We start from the raw sequence: 23,154 nt of genomic DNA, 5'->3' as shown, positions 1-23,154 counted from the left end.
TCTTGGCCGGCAAGCGCACGCCTGGCAGGGCAGGGTCAGACCAGGCTGACGCAAGGAAACACTACTGGGAAGCGTAGGGTCCGCCATTAGGGCGGTCGCTACGGCTGTCCCGAGTCAGATTTCCGTCGCCTGAACCTCTATCGGTAGCGGCGCTATCGTGCCAGTCGCGGGGGTGAACTGGTACGGAAAGTTCTCCTCACCCGCCTGGACGGAATATTTATCAAAGGCTGTCCACATCGTAGGAGTTTCCCGGCACACGCCAGCTTTGATCGCCGACGCGTTGAGCCGACAGAGTGGTGATAGGGGACAGTCGTCGATCATTCGCTCCTGGCGAGAGCGGCCGGTTCAACCCGTGTGGATGGCGGGTCGTAACTGTCCGGGATGGAATAGGCGCCATGCTACCTTTGTCCCTCCGATCTACATCTCATGGCGTTCCAGTCATCGACTATGACCTCAATACTGCCGGCGACCAAGCCGTCTACAGTGGCTTCTGCCACCAGTCGGGGTGGATCTTCAGCCCGTCATATCCGGCAGTGAAGTCCGTATCTGTCGCGCCCAGCATCACGGCCTGCACGAGGATGTTCTGATCGGTCAATTGGAGCCGCGCAGCGTTGGTTATGTTCCACGCAGCGGCTCTCGCCGCCCAGTAGGCGTCGTTGCTTGCAGCTAGAAACCAGACGGATGCGAAGAGCACAATGCTGATCGCTCCGATTCCATTGGCGGCAAGGACCGGGGCGAATTCGCGGATTACATTTAGAGTGACCCAAATATCGGTGTGAATATCCCGTCGGATTTCGCTTAGCTCCCAGTGACAATTGGCGCGCCTGCGACGATCCCAGCATCTGATGTCACCACGGTGACATCAGATGCGGTCCGCGTAGCGGAGACGATTGACTCCGGGTCCGTCGGATCGGGCCCCAGAAGCTCAACGCCCACCAGGTCAAACACTTCGGCGCGAATGGAGGTGGCATAAATCTTCTTCGCTCCGCGGGCGCAAAAGTCCGTGCCGAAACGGCGCCCAACGACCCGGTTCGATCCGGGATAAGGACACCTGGCATTCAATGTTCATGATGGCTCCCTCTTCCTGCGCGGTCGGCTCCGAGGGCACGACATGACTCAGCTAGACCAAGACCGGACATTAACGTGAAAGGCAAGTCTGTGGCCAAATCAGGTGATTGAGATCGCCTTCGAATCGGAGATGTAACAGCGAGGATGGGAGGGAATACGCGCACTGCGCTACAACAAATTCTCGGGATTTGACCCTGTTGTGGGCACAGCCTTTTCAATGGTCTCAGTAGACAACGCCGGGCCTAGAGAAGCACATCGGGGCCGCGGTGATACGGGCGAAACGGCGGAGCACGCTGCACCCGTTGCAAAGATGACAAAGGAGAACAGACAAAATGGATAATCCTTACGAAGGCATCCAGGAGTGGGTGCAACAGCTACCCGAGATCGTCCAGCCGTTGGGTGTCGCCGTCGCCGGCACGGTCCCCTATTTCGAGGGTGAAGGTGCTGTCGCGATGGGCATCCTCCTTGGAATCAATCCGATCGTCGCGGCGATAGCGGCGATGGTCGGCAATTTTTTGAGCATGCTCGCCGCCGTTCTGATCAGTTCCCGCGTCCGCGAGAAGGTCGTAGCCAGTCGTGGGGGAAAGGATCAGTTTGCTGACGCGGACCCCGTCGCCACATCGTCGAGGCGTGCGAAGGGCCAAAGGCGCCTCCAGGGCTGGCTCTCGCGGTTCGGCCTGCCTGGCGCGAGCATCCTTGCCCCACTTGCTCTTCCCACGCAGCTGACTGGCGCATTCTTTGCGGCGTCCGGGGTTAAAAAGGAGAGGGTTGTGTTTTGGCAGGCCATCGCAATTCTGCTGTGGACTGGTGGTGTTGCAGTACTTTCAACTGGCCTCGTCGGGCTCCTCGGCTGGTAGTGGGCCGACTTTGCCGCACTCGAGCGATAAATCTGTAGAAAGTAGCACCGTGCAGGTGTTCGTCATTGGAGTAAACGGCGCAATCGGCGGTTCGCTGGCAGAGCCTCTGACAGCGCAGGCAGACGCAGTGTCCGTTCTTGGTCGAAGACATGGGCAGTAGCGCCGCATGACAGGGCGTGGTGTTGAAGCAAGTGCGGCGACGTAGCTGGCGGGCCGGCAGACGATTGGTCGATCCCTTCACCCAGGACCGATGTCGTCGTTTTTCCCGCCGATCAAAGGGCGGCGCGCGCCGCGACCGATGCACCCGACAGGTCCGCGCTCAAGGGCTGCATGAGCGCCGCCGGAATTGCCTATTTTCGCCGCGAACACTGTGACCGAAGCAAAAGCATCGGGCAATTCACGCTGCTGGCACGCCGGACGCCTTGGCAGCAGCGTGATAGCGGGTGATACCTAGTTCGTTACGGGTTGCAAAACCAGCAGACGTCCTGCCGCTTCGCCGACGGCCACCACGACGCAGCTACAGGCACAGACTGTCCAATGCTGTTGGTACATCGATCCGGTTCCCAGTTCAACCTGGTCCGCGATGCGGTCGACCGACAGCCTCGTACTCTCCGGGAGTTCGCGCGCGGTGTCGACCCGCGCCCGGAGGATCCACTGCACCGGGGTGGTGCTGGTCTCTTCGGCAAAACGGCACAGGAATGTGCGGGGCGACATCCGCGCGTGTGCGGCGAGTCCGGCGATCGTGAGCTGTTCCGTTAAAGCCGTGCTGGGGTCCAACGCGATCAAATTGCAGGACGGATGCGAAATTTAGAGAGGGCTCACGCCCGGCTCGACCGAATCAGTGGGACGCTATAGCGGCTACTGACCCCGCAAATCACTCAACGGAAAGTCCGCTACTCTCGTTGAAAGTCACAGCCCATGATGACCGCGGGGAGCAGGAAAATGGGAAGTATCGGCTACGCCATGGTCAGTACCTTGAACCGGAGCGCGGACCTGCAGCACGCAGCGTTGAAGGCGGCCGGTTGCGACCGGATCTTCACCGACCATGGGGTGAGTGCAACGATGGGCAGCCGGCCCGAGCTGGACAAACTTCTCGACCACCTCCGGAGCGGCGATGAGGTCGTGGTGTGAAGGCTGGACTGGCTGGGACGCAACACCCGCAACCTGCTGTCCCTGATCGATGACCTAGAGAATAGGGGAGCACTACCGCGGCGTCACCGGAGGCATCAGCGCCACCGGCCCGATGGGCAAAGCCACGCTCACCGAAATGTCGGCGTTCGCCCAGCTCGAGCGGGGCCAGCTCGCCGAGCCGATCAGGGCGGGCATGGCCTCGCCGCCAAGCACGGACGGAAGGCCGGCATGCGGGAAATCTCTACCGACCACGCCCAGGCCAAGCGCGCCCGGAACCTCACAGCTTAAGGACTCGCTCCTGCAAACCTTGGAATGATCATCGGGGCCAGCCGTGCGACGGTTTACCGCTACCCCGGCTTGGGAGTTGCTGGACCGGCGCGATCTGACAAAAGAGACGGGGAGTGGCAGCCAAAGGATTGCTATAGAGCTTTGGAGGGGGCGCTGGAGACCGTTGGTTCCATTCAGACGCTGCGAGGCCGAGTGGAAGATGATCTTGGCTGTTTGTGGCCACTGCTTCCTGGGTTGTGTGGGTATCGTTGTGCGGCTTCCGCCCGGCTGGGTGATCGTTCACTTCCGTTCTCGCTTCCAGCAACGTGAAGTTCAAGATGGTGCGCGAGGTTGGAGTGTTCCTTCGTTTCCTATCAAAGGCTCTTCATCATGCTCAATCCCGCCTTGCGCGTTCCAACAGGAGTTGTGACGCTTGCCTTGGCTGTGCCGCTGGCTTTTGGTGTCGGTTCCGCTGCTGTCGCCCAACCGGCGCCAGCAGAACCTCAGCTCCAGCCCGCCAATACCCGTTCGACCGATGAGGTGCTGTATCGGGAAGGTTTTGACAGCCTCGCTCCGTCCCTGCAGCCCCGCTCCAACGATCCGGGAATCGCTGACGGCCAGGTCGGCTTCACCCATACGGCCCCGAAGGGGTGGGGCGTCGACGTCGATCCCTCCATGGCTGGGCAGGGGGTCGATGAGTGGCGCGGGTGGTCGTTCACGACTCGTGAGTTCTGGGTGGATGCCGAGGACCAGATGCGCGACCGCTTCGCTCGAGCCCAGAACGTCATCGCGGTCGCCGACTCGGACGAGTTCGCCGACGTCAACAGTGCGTCTCACGACTTCAAGACCACTCTCGTGTCGGATCAGATTTCCGTGCACAAGCAGTCCAGCGTTGAGCTGAGCTTCGACTCCCACTACCGCGGATGGGAAGGACAATCTGCGACGGTGACCGTCGAGTTCGACGGCTCCGGGGAGTTCCTTCCGGTCATGCAGTACGACAGCCAATCCGTCACCAATAACTACGACGGAAGAGTCATTAACACCAACGAACGCCTCACCGTCGAGGTACCCGAAGGCGCCAAACGGGCTGTGTTCCGGTGGAACTTCCAGGCGAAGGCCAACAGTTGGTACTGGGCGATCGACTCCGTCACCGTGCAGAAGCCCTTGGCTCCGACCAAGGACCCTGCGACGAGCGCCTGGATTGTCAGCGACATCCAGGGCCACCCGCAGGACCTGGCACATGCTTTGGGTGATCTGTCCGCCGTGCGCCCCGATGCGGCCGGCCTGTTGATGGTTGGCGATATCGTCAACTCTGGCAGCGTGCGCGAATGGGACGAGGTGCGCGACGTCATGACCAATGCGCGCCCGATCCTGCCCGAGACGATCGCCGCGGCGATCGGAAACCACGAAAGCTATACAGGGGAGCCGTGGACGACTCATCGTGACAGGTTCCTCGAGTTCGCTGACCGCGACCGCATTTGGGACGAGTACGTCCTCGAAGGAGCTGGAGGGTCCGTGCCGGTCCTCGTTCTAGGCCAGGAAGATGCGCGGCCGCCGGAGGTACCGATGTCTGAAGAGCAGGTCCTTTGGATGCAGGAGCGCCTGGCCTATTGGACGAAGCAGAACAAGCAGGTCATGATCGTCTCCCATTTCCCGCTGGGAGATACTGTCTCGGCGTCCTGGATTCCGGGCTACGACACGGCGTATGAGCACAATGACCGCCTGATTCAGATTCTCAGCAACTACCCCAACGCCGTACTTTTCACCGGTCACACGCATTACCCGTTCGAGCTCGGCGACTGGGCTGTGCAACGCCGCACCGAGACAGGCCACCCCGACGGATTCTGGGCCGTAAACACCGGTGCAATCCAGACTGAGTGGGACGCCCGCGGGGAAGACACGGCAACAGTGCGTGAGATCACCACCCGCAACATCAATCGGGGCCTGACCGTCGACGTGTTCGATGACCGCCTCGTCATCGACGCCCGAGACTTCGGACCCGTCACCGGGGGAGGCGACAACACCATCAACGAGGTCGTCCGCACCGTCACCATCCCCAACCCGCTCGTCAAGAAGTAAAGCCACGTACGACCAGTAGGAATGGAACGAGAAGGGGTGTCGGCGACGCCGACACCCCTCCTCGTATGTATACAGAGTCAGGTCAAGCCGATCAGCTTGCTCCTGCCGCTCTCCCCCTCCACCAACCTCTAATGTGTCTCGCAACCAACACTTCCATCGTGAAATGCCATCATTGCTTGAAGGCGGGGTAGCAAGCTACAGAAGGAGCAGTAACGATTGAGGGGCAGCGCTGGCTCGCCGTGGTGTGCTTCATCCCATGGGTTTGCAAAACTTCTCAGGTGCTGAGTTCATCAAATTTCAGTTTAGTTGCGCATGCTGTGAGGGCGCCGTCCGCCTCCGATATCGGTCGCCGAGTCGGGAAGAGTGGTCAGATGCTGCGGGAGGGAGAGGTCGACCACGAGGCCGCCGCCCTCGCGTGGCGAGAGCGCGAGTGTTCGGTGATGCGCCTCGACCACGCTCGACACGATGGCGAGCCCGAGTCCGTGTCCGCGCACAGATTCCGTGGCGGATATCGTGCGGCCGGCTCCGCGCCGGAACGGTGCGGTGAACTTGGTGACCTGGTCGGCGTCGAGTTCGGGGCCGGTGTTCTGTATGCGCAGTCGCATTGCGTCCGAATCCTCGGACAGCGCGACGCGGACTTCTCCGCCGTCGACGTTGTGACGGACGGCGTTGCGTACGAGGTTGGAGACGGCCTGGCGCAGCAGGACCTCGTCACCGAGAACGATCAGTGGATGGGGTACAGATACGTGCACATGCAGGTCACGAGCCGCGAGTTCTGGAGCTGCGTCTGCCAGTGCCCGGTCGATGGGCCGTGCGACGTCAACCGGTTCAGCCACAAGCGGCCGCCGATCGATGTCGGCGAGGTCGAGCAGGGCGTCGACGGTTTCGATGTTACGCCGGTTCGTCTCGAGCACGCGGCGTGAGACTGCGCGCAGCTCGTCAGCGGGTAGGCCGGGATCATCGAGCGCCACCTCGAGCAGGACCTGTGTCGTGGGGAGCGGGGCGCGGAGTTCGTGGGAAGCGTTGGCAGCGAAGCGGCGGTGCGACAGGAAAGATCGGTCGAGTCTGCTGAGCATGTCGTTGGATGTGTCCGAAAGATTGCGCACCTTGTTTCTCGGCCCCTCAATGCCAACAGGCTGGTCGAACGACGCGGTTCCCGCCACCTGCGCGGCGGGATTGATTGCCTGCAACGGTCGCAGCATCCGTCCGGCGAGTACCCACGCGAGCAGCGCGCCGGCCACAAGCACCAGGACCAGCACGACGGCCGAGACGATGAACGTGGTGCCGACGATGTCGGACGGGGAGCCCCGCGTGAGCGGCGCAGCCTTCAAAGCGGTGCTGTCAGTTCCGTTGTCCGCGCCGGGGACCAGGGCCGGTGCCCCCTCCGTCGGTGTGGATTGGGTCAGGGGCGCCCTCTGCATACAGGAGCTCCGCAGGCAGAAACCGATTGCCACCTGTCAGCCTTGACAGATGGCAATCGGTTGCGGACGCCGATTCCCTCGGTGCTACTCGAAATAGCGGCGCGGATTCTCGATCAGCATGGACGCGATCTGAGCCTCGGTGACCCCTCGATCTCTAAGGGCCGGCAATACGTCTTCGCTGATGTGTCGGAAGTTCCACTTTGGTAGCAACTCCCGCTTTGCATCCTGATCAAAAAGGTCCATGAAGCACGAGGCATCGTGGGAAAGCACCAGCCTATCGGTGTAGCCTCGTTCAACCATGGCTACGACCGTGTCGATACGGTTCTCGAAAGGGAGAAACGTGTCCAAACCAAAGCGGTCCATTCCAAGGAGCGATCCGGCGTCAGCTAGCTCGCTCAGATAATCCAAATCCTCGGTGTCGCCTGAGTGGCCAATTATTACGCGGCCGAGGTCGGCACCTTCATCTCGAAGAATCTGCTGGGCAACCAATCCCGATCGGCTTGCTGCGTGGGTGTGGACGGTTATCGGGGCGCCGGTCTCGGCGCTTGCTCGCCCGGTCGCACGAAGAACTCGTTCCACGCCGGGTGTCAGGCCGTGATCGTCGATGGCACATTTGAGGAAAGCGGCCCTGACTCCGGTGTCCGCGATGCCCTCCGTGAGGTCTTTGATGAACAGCTTCGTTAGTGGCTCCGGAACATCAAAGAGAAGGCCAGGTCCGGAATAGTGGAACTGCAAAGGCACGTCGCTGAAGGTGTACAGGCCTGTCGCGACGATGATGTTGAGGTTGGTGTGTGCGGCGATTCTCTGAAGCCGGGGGATGTAGCGACCGAGTCCGAGCACCGTGGGGTCCATGATCGTATCGATGCCAAGAGCTTTAAGCTCGTTTAGATCAGCGATGGCGTTGCCGACCATTTCCGTCTCGTTCCAGTCCGTCTGGTAGTTCTGCCGGTATTCCTCCCCGAGAACAAAGACGTGCTCGTGAACGAGTGTGCGGCCTAAGTCGGCAACGGCCTTTTCGCCAGTGAGCGTGGGAATTATCGTCGTCATGCTGCTGCCGCCCCCCGAGCCTCGAGAACCTCGGGCGTGCGAACGGTTAGTGCTTCGAAGAACGAAATGCGTCCGCAGCCGGTGGGGTACGGCAGTTCGGATTTACCCATGTGAACCATAGTCGACTCCCTTGTCAGAGTTCAGGGCGCGAGGCGCCGATCTGGGAAGACTATGGCGAGGAATGTCACCATGTCAATATATGGCGCTTGTTGCACTATATGAAACCACCCGAAGGTTTCGCTGAAGAGGTTCCGTAGCCCCCCGGCGCGCGATGGCCGGCCCCTTCACGACGGGTGGTGCCTTGAGGAAGCTCGACTCCCTGACGTGCTGCAGCCGCGCCCGCTCGTGCCGGAACGTCCGAGGCTGCGCCTGCACTGCAACACCCGGGAGACCGTCGACCGGCTCCCTGAACCGTGTCTTTCAGCAGCGCCAGGTCACCGAAGCACGCGAGTCAGTAGGTAGCGCGTCCGCCACTGATGTCGTACACCGCACCAGTCGAGAAGCTGACCCTGTCTGAGCTCAGCCACGCCACCAGTTCGGCAACTTCCTCGGCGCGGCCGACGCGTTGCATCGGGATAAGGCGCGTGATGTGTTCAAGAACGGACGGGTCGGTGGCCTGGTTCATGGGCGTAGCAATGACAGCCGGCGCCACCACATTGACGAGCACTCCACTCGTCGCAAGTTCCTTCCCCATGGATTTCGTCATGGCGATGACAGCGGCCTTTGATGCCGAATAGGCAGACAGATTCGCATTCCCGTCCTTGCCGGCCATGCTGGCGAGATTCACGATGCGGCCCCACCCTCGCGTTCGCATTCCAGGGATGAAGGCTCGACACATATTGAATGTTCCCGTGACGTTGACTGCAAAGGTCTGCGCCCAGGCGTCGTCCGTGACTTCCCAGAGCGGCTTGTTGGGCCCTGCGATCCCTGCGCAGTTGATCAAGATGTCGATGTCTCCGACCTCGGCAGCTGCAGCGGCGACTTCGGTCGGATCTGCCACATCGACCTTGAAATCCGCCCCGGTCACACGATCAAAGGTGAGGACTGTCAGACGATCCTGCCGCAATCTGTCCACGGTCGCGGCGCCAAGCCCGCTGAGCCCACCAGAAACAACCGCCATCTTGGGCATTTTTCGCACCTTTCAGCCACTCCGCTTCCCGTATGTCATTATGTGGCATCGTATGCATATAATGAAATATCTGCAAGGGCACAACGAGGAGTTCTCCATGCGCAGCACCGTCGCTGACACGATCGCCGCAGCTAAGTCAACACGGCATCACCTCGATTTTCGGACAAAGCAACCCAACGGACCTAGTGATCGCTGCCGACACAATCGGAACTCGGCAGATGCTCTACCGAACGGAGAGCGCCGCCGGAGTAATGGCCGGTGGATTCTTGAGGATCTCGAGGAGAATCTCGGTGGTCGCGGCTCAAAACGGAACTGCGGCCACGCTGCTGGTGCCCCACGATGGCCGAAGCAATGAGGGCGTCGGTTCCCACGCTCGTGCTCGTTCAGGAGGTGACCGCCTCGGTTCGCGACCGAAACGCATTTCAACACCTCGATCATTTGGCGGTCTTTGCGGGCGTTTCCAAATGGACCAGACGACTTGGGATGCTCGGCCGAACCAGATCAACGCTGATTAGGAGGAACACATGAATGCTCTATTAAGTCCCGAATGGTGGGATGAACTCGGCACAGTGCTGAACAACGACGAGGTGTGGCGCAGGCACTCGAAATTCTTCGACGGGCGGGTGGCCTTTGATTTTGAGTCAGGCGTCGCTTCATTAGAGATCCGTGAGGGCCGCGTCGCCGCTGTAGGACGGGGGAATCCGGTTCGGCCAGCACTCTTCACGATCACCGGCCCCCGCGAGGAATGGCTGCGGGTGATCACCGGCGGTACGGACTGGTTCGAAGTAACTGGGGCTGGTCAACTCGCCATCAGCGGTGACGCGGTTGCTGCGATGCGCAACGCCAACACGATGTGGCTGGCGTTCGAGGCGATGAAGCGCGTGGGCGGGCAAACCGCGGTAGCACCCGTGCCGTCTCCCTCACCTCCTGAAGGTGATGTCGCCAGGATAGTAGGACATTACATCCTGGTGAATGGTGTTCGTACTTACTACGAGGAAGCGGGCGTTGGGCCAGCGATCCTCTGTCTTCATGCGGCCGCTCAAGACTCGCTACAGTACCGGTACGTCCTCGACGCGCTTTCTGACCGCTACCGGGTTATCGCCTTCGATGCCCCAGGGCACTGCAAGTCTCTCGAACCAACGGACGGCCTTTATACCGACACCACTCAGCACGCGGAGTTCACGGAAGCGCTAATCGACGCGCTGGGCCTGGAAGCTCCGGTGCTTATTGGATGCTCGTTCGCCGGCAATGAGGTGCTCGAGCTCGCCGTTCGGCGTCCTGGACACTACTCAGGTGTTGTATCTGCCCAAGGGGCGGACTTCACGCCGCGGTTCCCCGAATTCGCGCTCGACATGTTTCAGACGGACGGTCACCAACTCTTGAACGGATGGGCGCGATCACTCTGCGGGTCACGCACTCCCGAGGACAGACTTCGCGAAGTCGTATGGCAGATCAAGAGAAGCCCCACCGAAGTCATGGTTGCGGACCTCACCAGCTATGGCACCTTCGATCAGAGGGAGCGCATGAATCAGATCGACTGCCCGGTTTTATTGATCCGCGGCGATGAGGACTGGCTTGTGACACAAGATCAGGTGGAGGAGACCCAGAAGCGCATTGTGGGTAGCAAGATTGCGCTACTCTCCGGAACCGGGCACTATCCGATGATCGAAAACCCTGTCGAATTCAGCTCAGCAGTGCGCACCTTCTTAGAGGGCCTTGATTACTGACCAGCGAGGTCGCCTAATGGTCTGCACATGAGTAGTGGTAGTCGGGATACTCGACTACCACTACTCAACCTCCAGTATATTTACAACATGAACCGTGCCGGGTTTTAGGCCGTCTTCTTGCTGGTGTCCTCGTCGTGTGATGAGGCGTCTATTTGAGCGTAGTAGTTTTGCTCGAATTCGTTGGGTGGGACTATGGCCAAGGTGCTGTGCAGCCGGGTGGTGTTGTACCAGTCGACCCAGTCCATGGTGGCATGACGCTGACGCGAAGAGTGTCATTCCTTTTCGGGCCCGCCCCTACCGATCGACGAGGGTCCGAACCATGCAAGCAGCACTCTCCCGAAACCACCGATGACCAGGAGCAGACGATGATCAGGATTGTCCGTTGGTCGCTGACAGCGAGTACCCTCTCCATTCATCGGTTTGTCCGCTCGCTCATTACCGCTATGCGGACTATCGATCGCTTCTTCGAACCTATCGTGCTCGTCAGGTCGTATTCAACCTGATGCGGACAGCATGTTCGACCGCGCCTAGGGGCTGGTGCCATCATCATCGGCGATGCTTACTCGCCTCAAGACCGGAGAGCACTCCCACATCTTGGGGACGACAGTGGGGGCCGGCCGGCCTGTTACTCGACGGTGACGGTTCTTGAGCGGATGCCCCAGAGGACAATCTGGAGGCGGTCGCGGGATCCGGTTTTCTCGAGCAGATGGGTGAGATGGTATTTGACGGTGGATTGTTCCACGAAGAGTTGTTTAGCGATTTCGGCGTTTGAGAGGCCCTGTGCAAGGAGTTGCAGGACGTCGATTTCACGGTCGGTGAGCGGCGAAGGAAGCGGCTTGTGAACCCCGGCTGGTGGTGTCGGTGGGCGGTGCTGCACGAACTCCTGCAGGATCCGCCGTGTCAGCCGCTGGTCGAGGGTTCCGTCGCCCTGGGCGACCGAGCGGATGGCGTTGAGCAGCGTGTCCTCGTCGGCGCCTTTGAGGAGGAAGCCCGCGGCCCCTGCTTCGAGAGCGGCGAAGATGTCATCGTCGATGTCGAAGGTGGTCAGGATCAGGATCTCGCTGTCCAGGGTGGCGTCGGCGGAGATGGTGCGTGTTGCGGCGACGCCGTCCATGACGGGCATCCGGATGTCCATACACACGACGTCGGGGCGAAGCTCCTTGGTCAGCCGGATAGCTTCCCGACCGTTTTCGGCTTCCCCGACGACGGTGATGTCGGCGGCTGAGTCGAGCAGGATCGATAGTCCGGCCCGAACGATGACCTGGTCGTCGGCGATCAGGACACGGATCATTGTGGTGCTCCTTGGACGAGGTTCGGGATCCGTAACCGGTTGCTCCAGCCGCCGGTTTCCGTACGCCCGGTGGTGAGTTCGGCTCCGATGAGCTTCGCCCGCTCGTGCATGCCGACGAGCCCGTATCCATGGTTTGCCCGGTCGTGAACCGGTGTCGGCTGGGCGTAGGTGATATCCCGGTAATGGAGGCTCGACGTGTTTTCCACGGTCAGGACAGTGGCCTCGGGTAGGTACTCGATCGTCACCATGCATTTAGCGCCTGGAGCGTGGCGTGCGGCGTTGGCCAGCGATTCCTGCACCACACGGTAGATGGTCGCCTGGGCGACCGGCCCGAGATGGGATGCTTCCCCTGTCGATTCGAAAGTGACGCTTTGACCGCGGCGCACGGCGGCATCGATCAGCTCCGGCAGATCATCCAGGCCCGGGGTGCCGATGGACACCCGGATATCTCCGGTGGCGCCTTCGGTTTCCGGGTCCGGGCGGAGTAGGCCGACAGTCCGGCGCAGATCGATCATCATCGCCCGGGCTTCTCCTTCGAGTTCACGGAGCATGGCCCGTGTGCGCAGCGGATCCTTCTCGATCAGTGTTCCTGCCGCCTGCGCGGTCACGATAATGCCGGAGAGGTGGTGTCCGGAGATGTCGTGCAGCTCCCTGGCGAGGGCGGTCTGCTCGGCCTGCCGGCGCTGAGCCTGATCCCGTACCTGTTCACGGCGGATCATCTCGTCCCGCTCACGCGCTGCAGTGGCGAGGTAAGCGCGGTTACGGACGAGCTCAGCGACCAGGGCCGGTGCCGCAAACTCGAAGACCAGACGCCCGGCGACCACGGCGAAGACGAGCAGCGGGGGTTGGGTTCCGCCCAGTTCCGCCCCAAGGACGACGACGCTGCTCGTGAGCGCGAGTGCCGCCAGGAGGTACCACGCCCGGGGCCGTGGTGCCCACCGAATGAGGTAGAAGGCGGAAACCACGACCGCCAGGGTCCCGAGCCCCAGGTCCGCCCCGCCGGTTACGAGGAGAACCGTCTGCAGCACCACGACGATCGCGAACACCGGCGCCGGCGCACGGTAGCGAAAAAGGAGCGCAGCGGCCTGCCCGGTTACGAAAGCCGCCTGCAGCGCCGTCAGAAGCAGTGGCTGAGGCGGCACCGAGGGATCGAAGCTTTCGATGATGATGGAGGCGACCGCGACCGCGAGGACGACGGCGGGGAGGACAACCACGCGTTGGAGTGAGCGTGGATGGCCGGGCCCCGGCGTTGTGTCGGCCGCGCCGGGTTGGGCCGTTCGCCGGGTTCGCATGGACTTCACGGGATAAGTCAACCACGAACGCACCGGCATACCCGGACGCCCCGTCAGGGCCGGGGAAGGACCCGACAACCGGATGGCGGCAGCCTGTCCTTTTGGCTAGTGAGGGACTGGTCTTTTGGCTAGTGAGGGACTGGTCTTTTGGCTAGTGAGGGACTGGTCTTTTGGCTAGTGAGGGACTGGTCCTGGGGCTGGGGTGCGGAGGGTGCGCAGCTGGCACCTTGGAGGTATGACCAAGCAAGAGAGTGAACACCTCCTCGTAGAGCACCTGTCGAAGTCCTTCCGCGGTGCCCGCCGGGTCGAGGATGTCAGCTCCACCGTCGGCGCCGGCCGCGTCACGGGCCTGCTGGGGCCCAGCGGCGCCGGGAAGACCACCACGATCCGTATGCTGCTAGGCCTGATCGCCCCCGATGCGGGGAACGCGCTGGTGTTCGGGAAACTAAGTCACCAACGAACCCTCTAACCCGAAATGGTTTGCACATGACCCACCACCCCCATGTCCAAGGACAGAAACCCGGCCGCATCATCGTGCTCTGGGCTGTCCTCATCGCAGCACTGGCCGCCAACGTTCTGACCACCACGGTGGTCTCCATCCCGGGGCTCTCGATCCCCTCCGGAGCCATCGCCATTGTCTGCGCGGTATTCCTTGTCCGGGCGCACCGGCACCGGAGGCGCGCATCCTCACGAACAACTCCCTACACCACATCGGAGCACTGACATGAAACACACCCCCAAATTCGCGGTCATCACCACCGCACTGGCCGCCTCGCTCGCGTTCACCGCCTGCACGAGCCAGGCCGCAACCAAGGACGCCCCCAAGGAAGCACCGAAGGTCCTGACCGGCATCGCCGAACGACTCGTCGAGGAAGGCTACCCGGGCGCGATCATCACCCGCACCCTGCCGGACGGCACCGCTGAAACCGCCACCGCCGGCACCGCCGACCTCGCCACCGCCGCACCAATCCCCGCAGATGCCGAAGTGCGCATTGGAAGCGCCAGCAAAACATTCACCGCGGTGGTGGCCCTTCAACTGGTCGAAGAAGGACTCCTCGAACTGGACCGAAGCGTCGACACCTACCTCCCCGGCCTCATCAAGGGGAAGGGCATCGACCCTCAGGCCATCACCGTCCGGCAGCTGCTCCAACACACCAGCGGCCTGCCCGAGTACACCACCGAAGTCATCGTCAAAGACACGTTCGGCCAGCGCGACGCCTACCGTTCACCCCGGGACGTGCTCGACCTGGCTCTCGAACGGCCCGCGGACTTCCCCGCAGGGGAACGCCATCAATACACCAACACCAACTACATCGCCCTGGGCCTGATCATCGAACGCGTCACCCAACGGCCCCTGGCCGAGCTGATCCACGATCGGATCGTCACACCCCTGGACCTGAAACACACCTACCTGCCCGAACCAGGCGAGACCGGGCTGCGCGGTGAGCATCCCCTGGGCTACCACATCGACGCTGAGGGAGAACTGCGCGACATCACTGACGCCGATCCTTCCTGGACCTGGGCAGCCGGGGCGATGGTATCCACGCCGGCTGAGCTCAACACGTTCATGAAAGCCGTCCTCGACGGCGAACTCCTGGAACCGGCCGAACTCGACCAGATGCTCACCGGCATCCTCACCGGCGACGAACTCTTCCCCGGATCCACCTACGGGCTGGGGATCGAAAGCAGCGAACTAAGCGCCGGCACCGCCTGGGGCCACAACGGCGACATCCCCGGCTACCAGACCCGCAACGCAGTCGCAGAGGACGGCACCGCCGTCACCATCACCCTCACAGCATTGCCATTCGCCATCTACGACGGCCCCCAGGACGAAATCTTTGAAGGCCCCCAGGAGGAACTCCTCGATCTCTACCGCGTGTCCATCGAAGCCCTCGACGAAGCCCTCAGCACACCATAACCCGACACCCACCACAGCACCCGTAGCACCCGTAGCACCCGTAGCCCGTATCCTGCCAGGGGACTGTAAGAAGAACGGTGTGTGAGGGCCCGGCCTGATCCGAAAGGAGATGGCCGTGAACAACTTCACGACTGAAGCAACAGAGGAGATGATCGATCCTGTGACGGGAGAGATCATCGATCAAAAGGAAATCGCCGAACGGCTTCTCGCTCAAGCCAGGCCAGGAGAGTATGAGCCCTGTCGGGCCCGGGGGGCTATTGAACGAAATTCACGAAGAACCTGCTTAACAGTGCTGGAGACTGGGCCGACCTGGCACCTCGGTCACGACCACAGGCAGACGCCGTCCGCGGCGAACATGCGCAACGGTATGGGGTCGCGAAGGGCGGATCTGAGTGCGAGTCCAGCCGCTCCTCACCGCAGTAACAAGCGTTTGAGAAGCCGTGATCACACCGCGTAGGCTCACTGACGCTTACCGATCCACGAGTTTCGCTCTGAGCCCTGGAAAGGTTGAAAAACTGCACCATGTCCAGCCGGCGGGAGGCTGCGCAGCGGCAAGTACCCGCCCCGCCAGCTACGTTCTGGCCGCAAGCCGATTCTCTACGCTCATCAACCGTCTCAGGCAATCGAGTGGGACTGTCCGAAAAACGGTGTGTGGAGTCCGGCGGTGTTCATCAGTAAGTAGTTCTTTCGAACCGTCCGGCGAAGTTGATCGCGAACGCGTTGAGGGCGGGTTTCCACCTGATCACCCAGCGTGCTCTGCCACCGCCGGTGGGTCAAGAGACCGGGTGACGAGGTAGAGGCACTTTAGGGCCGCGGGCTCGTTGGGGAAGTGCCTCCTGGCTCTAACGTCCCGGCGGTAGCGGGCGTTGATCGACTCGATCGCGTTCGTCGTGCAAATCACCCGCCGGATCTCCACGTCGTATTCGAGGAAGGGTGAGGGCACCACAGCGGTATCGTCAAAGTCTTCACACCGGTCCACACGGCTCTATGTGACCGGTTCACCGAATTCGATGCCCAGTGGGGCCCACGGTATCGGCGATCAACGGACTGTGTTGAGAGGGGCGCTGGAGATTAGTCGGACGAGGTTCCGGCAGGCGGAGTGGACGAGAAAGGTCAGCCCTTGACGAACGCGGCGAGTACCGCGTTTACCTCGTCAGAGTGCGTCCATAGGAGACCATAAGGGGCGCCTTCAATCTCCGCGTACTGGGCCTCCGGGAAGGCTTGGTGAAAGCGACGCCCCAGCAGACAGCGACGGGCCCAGAGGTTGGGTGACCGGACTGAAAGAAAATAGGTGTGTGAGGCTCCAACCTGATCCGGAAGCAGGCCCGTGACCCAGGTGCCCCAGGACCGCGGCGGGTCGTTTGAGCCGGTCATCGTGCTCACACTGAAACGGCGCCTGGACGGGATCGACTAGTTCGTGCTCTCGCTGTCCGCCCGCGGACCGGACACCGGGGAAATCGCCGCGCACGTCGAGGAGGTCTGCGGGGCCAAGGTCTTCAAAGACAGTCTCGGCCAGCTCACCGGGAAGGTTACCGGTGAGCTGGCCGAGGGGTCATCCCGGTCGTTGGACCCGAACGACCCGGTGCGCAACACCGCGTTCTACGTCATCATGAAAGTCACCGTGAACAGGGAACGCGACATCCTCGGGTACTGGGTCGGAGACGGGTTCTCGGGCGGGTAATCATAGGGAGCAACGCGTCTGCACGCCCAACACCACGGACCCTCACCCTCGGGGAGCCGGGAGAGGAGCCCAGGGTGCCCACGGGCCAAACGTTGACACAGCGCGGGCAAGGAAGGTGCCTGGGAGATGACAGCGGGGGTTGCTTTCGTGTCACAATCGGGTATTCGTTACCGACGCGGCGACAGCGGGGTGTGCCCCTCATCGGGAGCAGAACTCGCAGCTCCAGCATGGCGCGGAAACGGGCGTTTCCATCGGCAAGGTCGGCTGTGCTCAAGTCGACGGCTCCCCTGAGCCGATAGCGGAATGTCTTCGGGTGCACCGACAATGAAACCGCTGCGGTTGCCAATAATCAGTGGCTGGCAGCCCGGCGCACTGCGCGGCCGAGGTGCAGGTACTGCGCGCGGCCGGTGCCGTCATCGCCCAGGAAGGCGTGGGGCAGGTGCATTCCCTGCTGGCCCTTGAGCGGGATGAGGGTGTCCTCCCTCAGCCAGACCAGCTCGGTGGTCTCGTTGTCCACCCCTATCTCCTCTCCGGCGTCCGTCGCGGTCATGGTCATCCACACCCGGCCCTCTTCATCCTGGGTGACATCGAGGTCAAGCATCCGGGAGCTGTACGTGCCGAGGAAACGCTCTGGGTCGATGGTCTTCGGCTCGGACGGGGGAACCGGCATGGGTGGGAGTTCCACATCGGCGAGCTCCGAGAGAACGTGGGAAATCATCTCGTGGTAGAGACCGAACGGTTCGCCTCCGTTCGTCAGGAGGGCGACGGCGACACCCTTTTCCGGGGCGATCCGGAGGAAAGCGTTCTGCCCGAGCGTGCTGCCGTCGTGACCGATGATCTCACCGGCCGGCGTGTCGTAGATCTCCCAGCCCAGGCCCCATGCGTCGCCGAGAAGGCCAAAGTAGGGCAGCTCCACCTGACGTTCCTGCATGGCGGAGACCGCTCCGGGTGAGAGCACAACGGTCCCGTCATCGGCGGCACCACCGTTCATTTGCATCCTGGCGAAAGTGATCAGGTCCCTTGCCCGCATCGTCAGCGTTGTACCGGCAGGAGCGTTGGAGTAAGCCAGCGCCCAAAATGGTGCCGGAACGTACGCCGCGCCGGCCTCGGGCTGGACGTGGCCCACCGCGGCCCGGAACATGATCGCCTCATCGGCGCCGGTCACCGCGTGCGCCAGCCCCAGCGGCGTGATCAGGTGATCGCGCAGTGCGGTGCTGAACGGCTTCTCCCTGAGGACCTCCACCAGCCGGCCCAGGACGCAGTAGCCGACGTTGTTGTAGGAAAACTGTTCACCCGGCGGGAAAAGCTGCGGCACGTCGCCGAGGCCGGCGATGAGCAACTTGACCGCGTCATCATTGCGGCCGGTGTCGGTAAAGATATCGCCTTCGAACCCGGCGGTGTGGCTCAGCAACTGACGAATGGTGATGACAGCGGCGGCTGCATCGTCCCCGAGCTGGAACTCCGGCAGGTACTCGCGGACGGGCCGGTCAATATCGACCAGGCCCTCATCGGCAAGCTGCATGACCAGAGTCGCCGTCCACAGTTTGGTGATCGATCCAATCTGGAACACGCTGTCGGTGGTGGCCTCGACCCCCGTGGCGAGATTAAGGATGCCCGCAGAACGGTCGATCACCTCTCCGTCGGCGTAGACAGCCACCGAAACGGCGGGGACGTTGTACTGCTCCGCGAGGGTGCCCAGGCGTTCGTCGATCCAATGGCTGATATCGGCAAGTGTTGTCATGCGGTTCAGTGTAGATTCGCCAAGCAATGGAACTTTCGGTCCATCCGACGGATTTCCACCTATATTTTGTTTGTTCGTACAAGGGGCGAACTGCCGAAATGGAACCGCTCGTTGGGGGACTGCGATAAACAATGCTGGAAACCGCGTCGCGTCTGTCGTCTTTGGCGGAGTGGGACTGCCTAACTCCGATGAGTTTCCCTTGCTCTGCGAAGAAGGGCAGCTCCCTGACAATCCGGAGCGCGGTTGTCAGAGAAGGCCTCCAGTGGGGGAGAAGTCGCGGAGTGGACAGTGTCCACACTCCGGGCCTCGGACTGCGCCGTACCGGTGCCGGATTGTAGATGTCCTTGGGGGAGCGGCGGATTTTCGGGCCGGGAGTCCGGTTCGAGTCCCACTTCGGGCACATGTTTCCCCTAGTCAGAGGCCCTTTTGCTCTCTGACTGTGGACAGCCGGCCCAATTCTGTGGTCCGGGTGCCGGTTCTGGCGGCGGTTTTGGAGTTTTCCTGGGGGCCGGGTGCCGCCTTTCTGTCGCGAAGCCCGGTTTGGGCGTTCCTAATCATTCATGGGGGAGTGGCGGTGTAGGTGCATGACTCTGGTGGATTCTTTTGACCTGTCGTGCGCCTTGCCGAGGGGCTCAGGTGAGGCAGCCACCGAGAGCGAACGAGTCATGAGCACGATCGCTACGAGCAGACTGAGGTCGCGGCGACCTCCGGTTTGTTCGCTGGCGGCTGGGTACCCGTGAAGGCTGTACACGGCCTCCGCTCGCTCAAGGTGAGCTGCCAGTGTCGGTGACTTAGGTGGGTGTGTGCAGGCGGGCCCCTGGGATCCTGCTGTCCATCTGGGTGTGGGACAAGCAGCGAAGCGTGGGGGAGCTTGTGCCGTGCCCTTGTGGGCAGGAGGCCCACCACCCCTTACTCCGGCTTCACCCCTGCAGTCCTGCATGTATGCCCGCTAGGGCAGAATGTCGGGTATGTGTGGACACTAGTGCTCGTCCCAATGGGATCGGCTTTTGTCCCGCAAGGACGGCCGCTATCAGGAAGGTTCCGTTGACGGGCCCGGTTTCCGCGCTGGGTTGGTGCGGTGACATGTCGAGACCGCGTCCTGCGGGGTGCCTCACCCCGCGTGTACTGCGTTGTGTCGTGTCGGTTTGCCTGACACGGGCTCTGGAATGATCGGACCAACCCGCAGCAGGGCGGGCAGGAGCTAAGGGGACAGCATGCGGATTGTGGTGTTGGACGACTACCAGGGTGTCGCTGCAGGCTATGCGGCCTGGGACAGGCTGAACGCGGAGGTCGTATTCGTATCCCGCCCCGTCGCCGACGAAAATGATTTCGTCATGTTGCTAAGCGGCGCAGAGGTTGTGGTGGCTATGCGGGAGCGTACACCGTTCACGGCAGCCCGCCTAAGCCGGTTGCCGGATCTGCGCCTGCTCGTCACCACAGGACAGGCAAATGCCTCAATCGACCTCGACGCGGCCCGGGAACACGGTGTCGTGGTGTGCGGGACGGAGTCACCCTCCACAGCCACACCGGAGTTGACGTGGGCGCTCATTCTCGCTGCGGTGCGCAGCATCCCGCTCGAGGACGCGGCAATGCGCGCGGGGGGATGGCAGACGACGGTGGGCGCAGACCTGGCCGGGCGCAGGCTTGGTGTGGTCGGCCTCGGACGGCTCGGAACGCAGGTCGCACGGATTGGTGCCGCGTTCGGCATGGACGTCGTGGCCTGGAGTCAAAACCTCGAGCCCGCGCGGGCGGCCGGGGTGGGTGCGCGTGCCGTGAGCAAGGAAGAACTGTTCACAACATCGGATGTGGTGACGCTGCATTACAAGCTGAGCGACCGCAGCCGCGGCCTGGTCGGCGCAGCCGAGCTGGCACTGATGCTGCCGTCGGCGATCCTGGTGAATACCTCCCGCGGGCAGCTCATTCAGACCCCCGCCCTGATCGAAGCACTGCAGGAAAACCGGATCAGGGGGGCAGCCCTGGACGTCTTCGACGTCGAACCACTGCCGGAGGATGACCCGCTGCGCACCACACCGCGCACAGTGCTCACTCCACACCTCGGCTACGTCACCGAAGGGACCTACCGTGTCTTCTACCCGCAGACCGTGGAAGCAATCAGCGCCTGGATCGCGGGGAATCCCATCCGGAGACTGGCCTAGACCCCGGGCCGCTTGCCGTCTATCACCAAGCGGGCCGCTCGGCGTGAGCCATTGCGTCGTTCATCAGAATGGGTTCTGCGTCCCTGCGCATCCAGTCAACGACGGTTTCATCGGGAGGGTTCGTCGCGAAGAGTGCGTCGGCGTCGTTCCAGCGCACCAGGGTCCGCTCTCCCGCCGCCGGGGTGGTCGTCCAGTTTGGGGCAGGGGGGTCCCATCGGTGGGACGGGGAGAGGACCATAACGCCGTAGGCGTCCGGAACATATTGGTGGGAAATTCCCTGCGTGAAGCGGATCAGCCCACTATCAAGGCGAGGATTTTCCGGCCACCGTGAGGTCAGGAAGACATCCCAGGAAGACGCGTGGAAGGCCTGCCGTCTCACGGCACCGTAGTTCAGTGACGGGGCGAGGTCCTGCAGGACCCGGCTCATTCCTTCAAGTCCGCTGCGCCAGGCGCCCGGCTCGTCCATGCCGGGATACCGCTCTGTATAGAGGACCGCTGCATGTTCGAGGAACGTGACGCTGCGGATTTGGTCACGGGAGGCAAAGCAGGTGATGCTGACGTCCTTCCCCTGGAGGGCCGTCTGGAGATTTTCCCGCCGAGCCTCCGGCGGGACCAGGTACTGCCCTTCCCCGAACCGGACATAGAACTGGCCGCCGGGAACCTGGCACCACTGCAAGGCATGGTCCACCACAGGCTGCAGCGGCCGTTTCTGCTCTGCCGTCAATGAGGTGCACAGGCCGGCGGATATTGAGTCAAGCGTGAACCACGGATCATCCGGCAGCATCGGTGTGATCTGCGCAGCGGTGAACTCGCCCTCCAATCCGACGTCCTCCAGATGACCTCCCAGCTCTTCGAGGAAACGCTCGACCGCAATGAATTCGCCTTCAAATTCAATGAAAAGGGTGGGCCCGTACGGGGAGTCCTCCGGGCCCCGGACCATCAACTCCTCGTCCCAGACCTCCTCGCCGCGCATCTCCTCCAGGATTCTCGCGAGAGTGTTGAGGTCGTCCCGGTGTCGCGGCGCGCTGAGAAATACCACATTGACCGTTTCGGGGCGGTATTCATCACTGGCCCTGCGAAAGATCTCGTCTCGGTCAATATGCATATCTACCTCGCTTCGAAGGAGTGGGCCCCGCGGGCCCATGTGGAGAGGGCTCGCGGTTCCCGGGGCAGCGGTGCTGGATCATCTGCTGCCCACCAGTCGACGGCCCACTGCTCGACCCGCCGGCCTTGCGGCCTCCACTGCGCAGAGGGCACGGAGGTCACGTGCCGGGCGATCGGGGCAAGGGCCGGCATCACCTCGTGAAACGCTGCAAAGACATCCTCTCCGTCCGGTTCCTGCCAGGGCCGAGACGTATCGACCGCATGGGCCAAACAAAGGTCGATGACATCAGCTCCCGCCCGCGTCACATCGCTCAAGGCCAGCGCGGTGATGACGCCCCTCGGTGACGGCCTCGGCGGCGGATCGCTGACGTCCCCGGAGGTGGCTGCCAGCAGCACCCGAGAGACGCCCTCACCCGGGTCAAGGTCATAGGCGAGCCAGACCACGGCGGATCCAGTCTCCGGACTCACCTCCATCGCCACCTCCAAGCACAAGCATCATCCACGAGGCCCTACCAACAGCACATCAGCGTCCGCGACCATCTGCCCACCCTACGTGCGAAGAATAAGCAAAGCAGCAAGCACGCAAGAACCACCACGCCATCGGAAAAAGCTCCGAATCACTGACTTAGGGGCAGGTCGATGACCACTTACGCGGGGCCGCGGTCAATCAATGAGTGGCCTCGGCCTCGGATCTCAGGATGCAGAACTCGTTGCCTTCGGGGTCGGCAAGCACAACCCACCCGGTACCGGGCCCGTACTTGCCGCGGAGGTCCTCCACCGTCGTGGCTCCGTGAGCCAGCAGCGCCTCGAGCTCCTGGTCGCGGGTGCGGTCACGCGGCCGCAGGTCCAGATGAAGGCGGTTCTTACCGCACCGCCGCTTGGCCGCCGCGGCGTCGGGCACTTCGATGAACAACAGCCGATGACCAGTTTCTGGGTCGTGGATAACGCACTCCTCATCGCCGGCCTCGTTGGGATCACCCTCGATGTCGGTGTAGCCCAGCACCGGCTTCCACCAGTTCGACAAAGAGAAGGCATCGGCGCAATCAATGGTGGTATGCGAGATGAAGGAGACCATGCGCCGAGTCTCCACCGCGTCCCTCAAAGAAACAACCAGACCCGCCTGCCGAGACCCGCAGGCGAGTCAACCGACCCGTTGGCCGATCCTTCAACGGGATGCCTGCCCGTTCGAGACGTACCCTCGGTAGATGAGAAAAGGGTCTGGAAAGGTTAGACGAGTTACGGATT

At 62.3% G+C, this 23,154-nt stretch carries 23 protein-coding genes and 2 pseudogenes; 10 read left to right on the top strand and 15 right to left on the bottom strand.

Annotated features, from left to right (window positions below):
- Nucleotides 1-478: 478 nt before the first annotated feature.
- Nucleotides 479-793 carry a Rossmann-fold NAD(P)-binding domain-containing protein gene (locus tag GVV77_RS12120; protein WP_425483362.1) on the bottom strand — a complete coding sequence of 105 codons (315 nt, stop codon included), beginning with the start codon at nucleotides 791-793 and terminating at the stop codon, nucleotides 479-481.
- A 607-nt stretch (nucleotides 794-1,400) separates the two neighbouring features.
- On the opposite strand from GVV77_RS12120, the gene GVV77_RS12115 reads away from it, so the two are divergent.
- Nucleotides 1,401-1,925 (top strand): small multi-drug export protein, encoded by a 525-nt coding sequence (locus GVV77_RS12115; RefSeq protein ID WP_159618692.1) that lies wholly within the window; start codon nucleotides 1,401-1,403, stop codon nucleotides 1,923-1,925.
- A 450-nt stretch (nucleotides 1,926-2,375) separates the two neighbouring features.
- Here the strand turns inward: GVV77_RS12115 and GVV77_RS12110 are convergent, their stop codons facing one another.
- Nucleotides 2,376-2,702, bottom strand: coding sequence for a helix-turn-helix domain-containing protein (locus GVV77_RS12110; RefSeq protein WP_201293223.1), 327 nt, complete (start codon nucleotides 2,700-2,702; stop codon nucleotides 2,376-2,378).
- Between the two features lie 165 nt (nucleotides 2,703-2,867).
- Here GVV77_RS12110 and GVV77_RS18355 point away from each other — a divergent pair, with 165 nt between their 5' ends.
- Nucleotides 2,868-3,056 carry a recombinase family protein gene (locus tag GVV77_RS18355; RefSeq protein WP_246199787.1) on the top strand — a complete coding sequence of 63 codons (189 nt, stop codon included), beginning with the start codon at nucleotides 2,868-2,870 and terminating at the stop codon, nucleotides 3,054-3,056.
- Nucleotides 3,057-3,128: 72 nt separating this feature from the next.
- Here the strand turns inward: GVV77_RS18355 and GVV77_RS18350 are convergent, their stop codons facing one another.
- On the bottom strand, nucleotides 3,129-3,308 hold the full coding sequence (locus GVV77_RS18350) for a hypothetical protein (RefSeq protein ID WP_246199786.1): 180 nt from the start codon (nucleotides 3,306-3,308) through the stop codon (nucleotides 3,129-3,131).
- A gap of 441 nt (nucleotides 3,309-3,749) precedes the next feature.
- Here GVV77_RS18350 and GVV77_RS12100 point away from each other — a divergent pair, with 441 nt between their 5' ends.
- The gene (locus tag GVV77_RS12100; protein WP_246199785.1) at nucleotides 3,750-5,402 is read left to right on the top strand and encodes a metallophosphoesterase family protein; all 1,653 of its coding nucleotides are present in this window, start codon (nucleotides 3,750-3,752) and stop codon (nucleotides 5,400-5,402) included.
- Between the two features lie 302 nt (nucleotides 5,403-5,704).
- On the opposite strand, the gene GVV77_RS12095 is transcribed toward GVV77_RS12100, so the two are convergent.
- From GVV77_RS12095 to GVV77_RS12085, 3 genes are all read right to left on the bottom strand, one after another.
- Nucleotides 5,705-6,823, bottom strand: coding sequence for a sensor histidine kinase (locus tag GVV77_RS12095; RefSeq protein ID WP_159618690.1), 1,119 nt, complete (start codon nucleotides 6,821-6,823; stop codon nucleotides 5,705-5,707).
- 84 nt (nucleotides 6,824-6,907) lie between these two features.
- Nucleotides 6,908-7,870 (bottom strand): phosphotriesterase family protein, encoded by a 963-nt coding sequence (locus GVV77_RS12090; RefSeq protein ID WP_159618688.1) that lies wholly within the window; start codon nucleotides 7,868-7,870, stop codon nucleotides 6,908-6,910.
- Nucleotides 7,871-8,321: 451 nt separating this feature from the next.
- Nucleotides 8,322-8,999 (bottom strand): SDR family NAD(P)-dependent oxidoreductase, encoded by a 678-nt coding sequence (locus GVV77_RS12085; RefSeq protein ID WP_159618686.1) that lies wholly within the window; start codon nucleotides 8,997-8,999, stop codon nucleotides 8,322-8,324.
- Nucleotides 9,000-9,067: 68 nt separating this feature from the next.
- On the opposite strand from GVV77_RS12085, the gene GVV77_RS18580 reads away from it, so the two are divergent.
- Nucleotides 9,068-9,514 carry a thiamine pyrophosphate-binding protein gene (locus GVV77_RS18580; protein WP_425483361.1) on the top strand — a complete coding sequence of 149 codons (447 nt, stop codon included), beginning with the start codon at nucleotides 9,068-9,070 and terminating at the stop codon, nucleotides 9,512-9,514.
- 9 nt (nucleotides 9,515-9,523) lie between these two features.
- The gene (locus GVV77_RS12075) at nucleotides 9,524-10,726 is read left to right on the top strand and encodes an alpha/beta fold hydrolase (RefSeq protein WP_159618684.1); all 1,203 of its coding nucleotides are present in this window, start codon (nucleotides 9,524-9,526) and stop codon (nucleotides 10,724-10,726) included.
- A gap of 625 nt (nucleotides 10,727-11,351) precedes the next feature.
- Here the strand turns inward: GVV77_RS12075 and GVV77_RS12065 are convergent.
- A complete protein-coding gene (locus GVV77_RS12065; RefSeq protein WP_159618680.1) occupies nucleotides 11,352-12,017 on the bottom strand; it encodes a response regulator in 666 nt (221 codons plus the stop codon).
- A complete protein-coding gene (locus GVV77_RS12060) occupies nucleotides 12,014-13,309 on the bottom strand; it encodes a sensor histidine kinase (protein WP_246199796.1) in 1,296 nt (431 codons plus the stop codon). Before GVV77_RS12060 ends, GVV77_RS12065 begins: the two co-directional genes overlap by 4 nt.
- Before the next feature lie 235 nt (nucleotides 13,310-13,544).
- Between GVV77_RS12060 and GVV77_RS12055 the strand changes: the two genes are divergently transcribed.
- The 3 genes from GVV77_RS12055 to GVV77_RS12045 are packed head-to-tail and all read left to right on the top strand — an operon-like array spanning nucleotide 13,545 to nucleotide 15,227.
- Nucleotides 13,545-13,778: an ATP-binding cassette domain-containing protein gene (locus GVV77_RS12055; protein ID WP_159618677.1), complete on the top strand. Its 234-nt coding sequence runs from the start codon at nucleotides 13,545-13,547 to the stop codon at nucleotides 13,776-13,778.
- Nucleotides 13,779-13,795: 17 nt separating this feature from the next.
- A complete protein-coding gene (locus tag GVV77_RS12050) occupies nucleotides 13,796-14,032 on the top strand; it encodes a hypothetical protein (RefSeq protein WP_159618674.1) in 237 nt (78 codons plus the stop codon).
- A gap of 1 nt (nucleotide 14,033) precedes the next feature.
- Nucleotides 14,034-15,227: a serine hydrolase domain-containing protein gene (locus GVV77_RS12045; RefSeq protein WP_159618672.1), complete on the top strand. Its 1,194-nt coding sequence runs from the start codon at nucleotides 14,034-14,036 to the stop codon at nucleotides 15,225-15,227.
- A 671-nt stretch (nucleotides 15,228-15,898) separates the two neighbouring features.
- On the opposite strand, the pseudogene GVV77_RS12040 reads toward GVV77_RS12045, so the two are convergent.
- Both GVV77_RS12040 and GVV77_RS18345 read right to left on the bottom strand, forming a co-directional pair.
- A pseudogene (locus GVV77_RS12040) lies at nucleotides 15,899-16,161 on the bottom strand (transposase); the annotation flags it as partial.
- Nucleotides 16,162-16,340: 179 nt separating this feature from the next.
- Nucleotides 16,341-16,466 (bottom strand): annotated as a pseudogene (locus GVV77_RS18345) (alpha/beta hydrolase); the annotation flags it as partial.
- Between the two features lie 178 nt (nucleotides 16,467-16,644).
- On the opposite strand from GVV77_RS18345, the gene GVV77_RS12030 reads away from it, so the two are divergent.
- Nucleotides 16,645-16,908: a transposase gene (locus GVV77_RS12030; protein ID WP_246199784.1), complete on the top strand. Its 264-nt coding sequence runs from the start codon at nucleotides 16,645-16,647 to the stop codon at nucleotides 16,906-16,908.
- On the opposite strand, the gene GVV77_RS18575 is transcribed toward GVV77_RS12030, so the two are convergent.
- Both GVV77_RS18575 and GVV77_RS12020 read right to left on the bottom strand, forming a co-directional pair.
- A complete protein-coding gene (locus tag GVV77_RS18575; protein ID WP_159618670.1) occupies nucleotides 16,844-17,254 on the bottom strand; it encodes a helix-turn-helix domain-containing protein in 411 nt (136 codons plus the stop codon). The two genes, GVV77_RS12030 and GVV77_RS18575, sit on opposite strands and share 65 nt — an antisense overlap.
- 3 nt (nucleotides 17,255-17,257) lie before the next feature.
- Nucleotides 17,258-18,649 carry a serine hydrolase domain-containing protein gene (locus tag GVV77_RS12020; protein ID WP_159618668.1) on the bottom strand — a complete coding sequence of 464 codons (1,392 nt, stop codon included), beginning with the start codon at nucleotides 18,647-18,649 and terminating at the stop codon, nucleotides 17,258-17,260.
- A gap of 1,214 nt (nucleotides 18,650-19,863) precedes the next feature.
- Between GVV77_RS12020 and GVV77_RS12015 the strand changes: the two genes are divergently transcribed.
- Nucleotides 19,864-20,805 carry a D-2-hydroxyacid dehydrogenase family protein gene (locus GVV77_RS12015; RefSeq protein ID WP_159618666.1) on the top strand — a complete coding sequence of 314 codons (942 nt, stop codon included), beginning with the start codon at nucleotides 19,864-19,866 and terminating at the stop codon, nucleotides 20,803-20,805.
- A 22-nt stretch (nucleotides 20,806-20,827) separates the two neighbouring features.
- Here the strand turns inward: GVV77_RS12015 and GVV77_RS12010 are convergent, their stop codons facing one another.
- The 3 genes from GVV77_RS12010 to GVV77_RS12000 form a co-directional block, all read right to left on the bottom strand.
- On the bottom strand, nucleotides 20,828-21,910 hold the full coding sequence (locus GVV77_RS12010) for a hypothetical protein (RefSeq protein WP_159618664.1): 1,083 nt from the start codon (nucleotides 21,908-21,910) through the stop codon (nucleotides 20,828-20,830).
- Between the two features lie 2 nt (nucleotides 21,911-21,912).
- Nucleotides 21,913-22,377 carry a hypothetical protein gene (locus tag GVV77_RS12005; protein ID WP_159618662.1) on the bottom strand — a complete coding sequence of 155 codons (465 nt, stop codon included), beginning with the start codon at nucleotides 22,375-22,377 and terminating at the stop codon, nucleotides 21,913-21,915.
- Between the two features lie 199 nt (nucleotides 22,378-22,576).
- Nucleotides 22,577-22,984, bottom strand: coding sequence for a VOC family protein (locus tag GVV77_RS12000; RefSeq protein WP_159618660.1), 408 nt, complete (start codon nucleotides 22,982-22,984; stop codon nucleotides 22,577-22,579).
- Nucleotides 22,985-23,154: the final 170 nt, after the last annotated feature.

This window comes from Arthrobacter zhaoguopingii (assembly GCF_009828605.1).
Taxonomy (GTDB): Bacteria; Actinomycetota; Actinomycetes; order Actinomycetales; family Micrococcaceae; genus Arthrobacter_D; species Arthrobacter_D zhaoguopingii.
The sequence above is the reverse complement of the archived record's forward strand: the minus strand, read 5'-3'. Positions and strand labels throughout refer to the sequence as shown.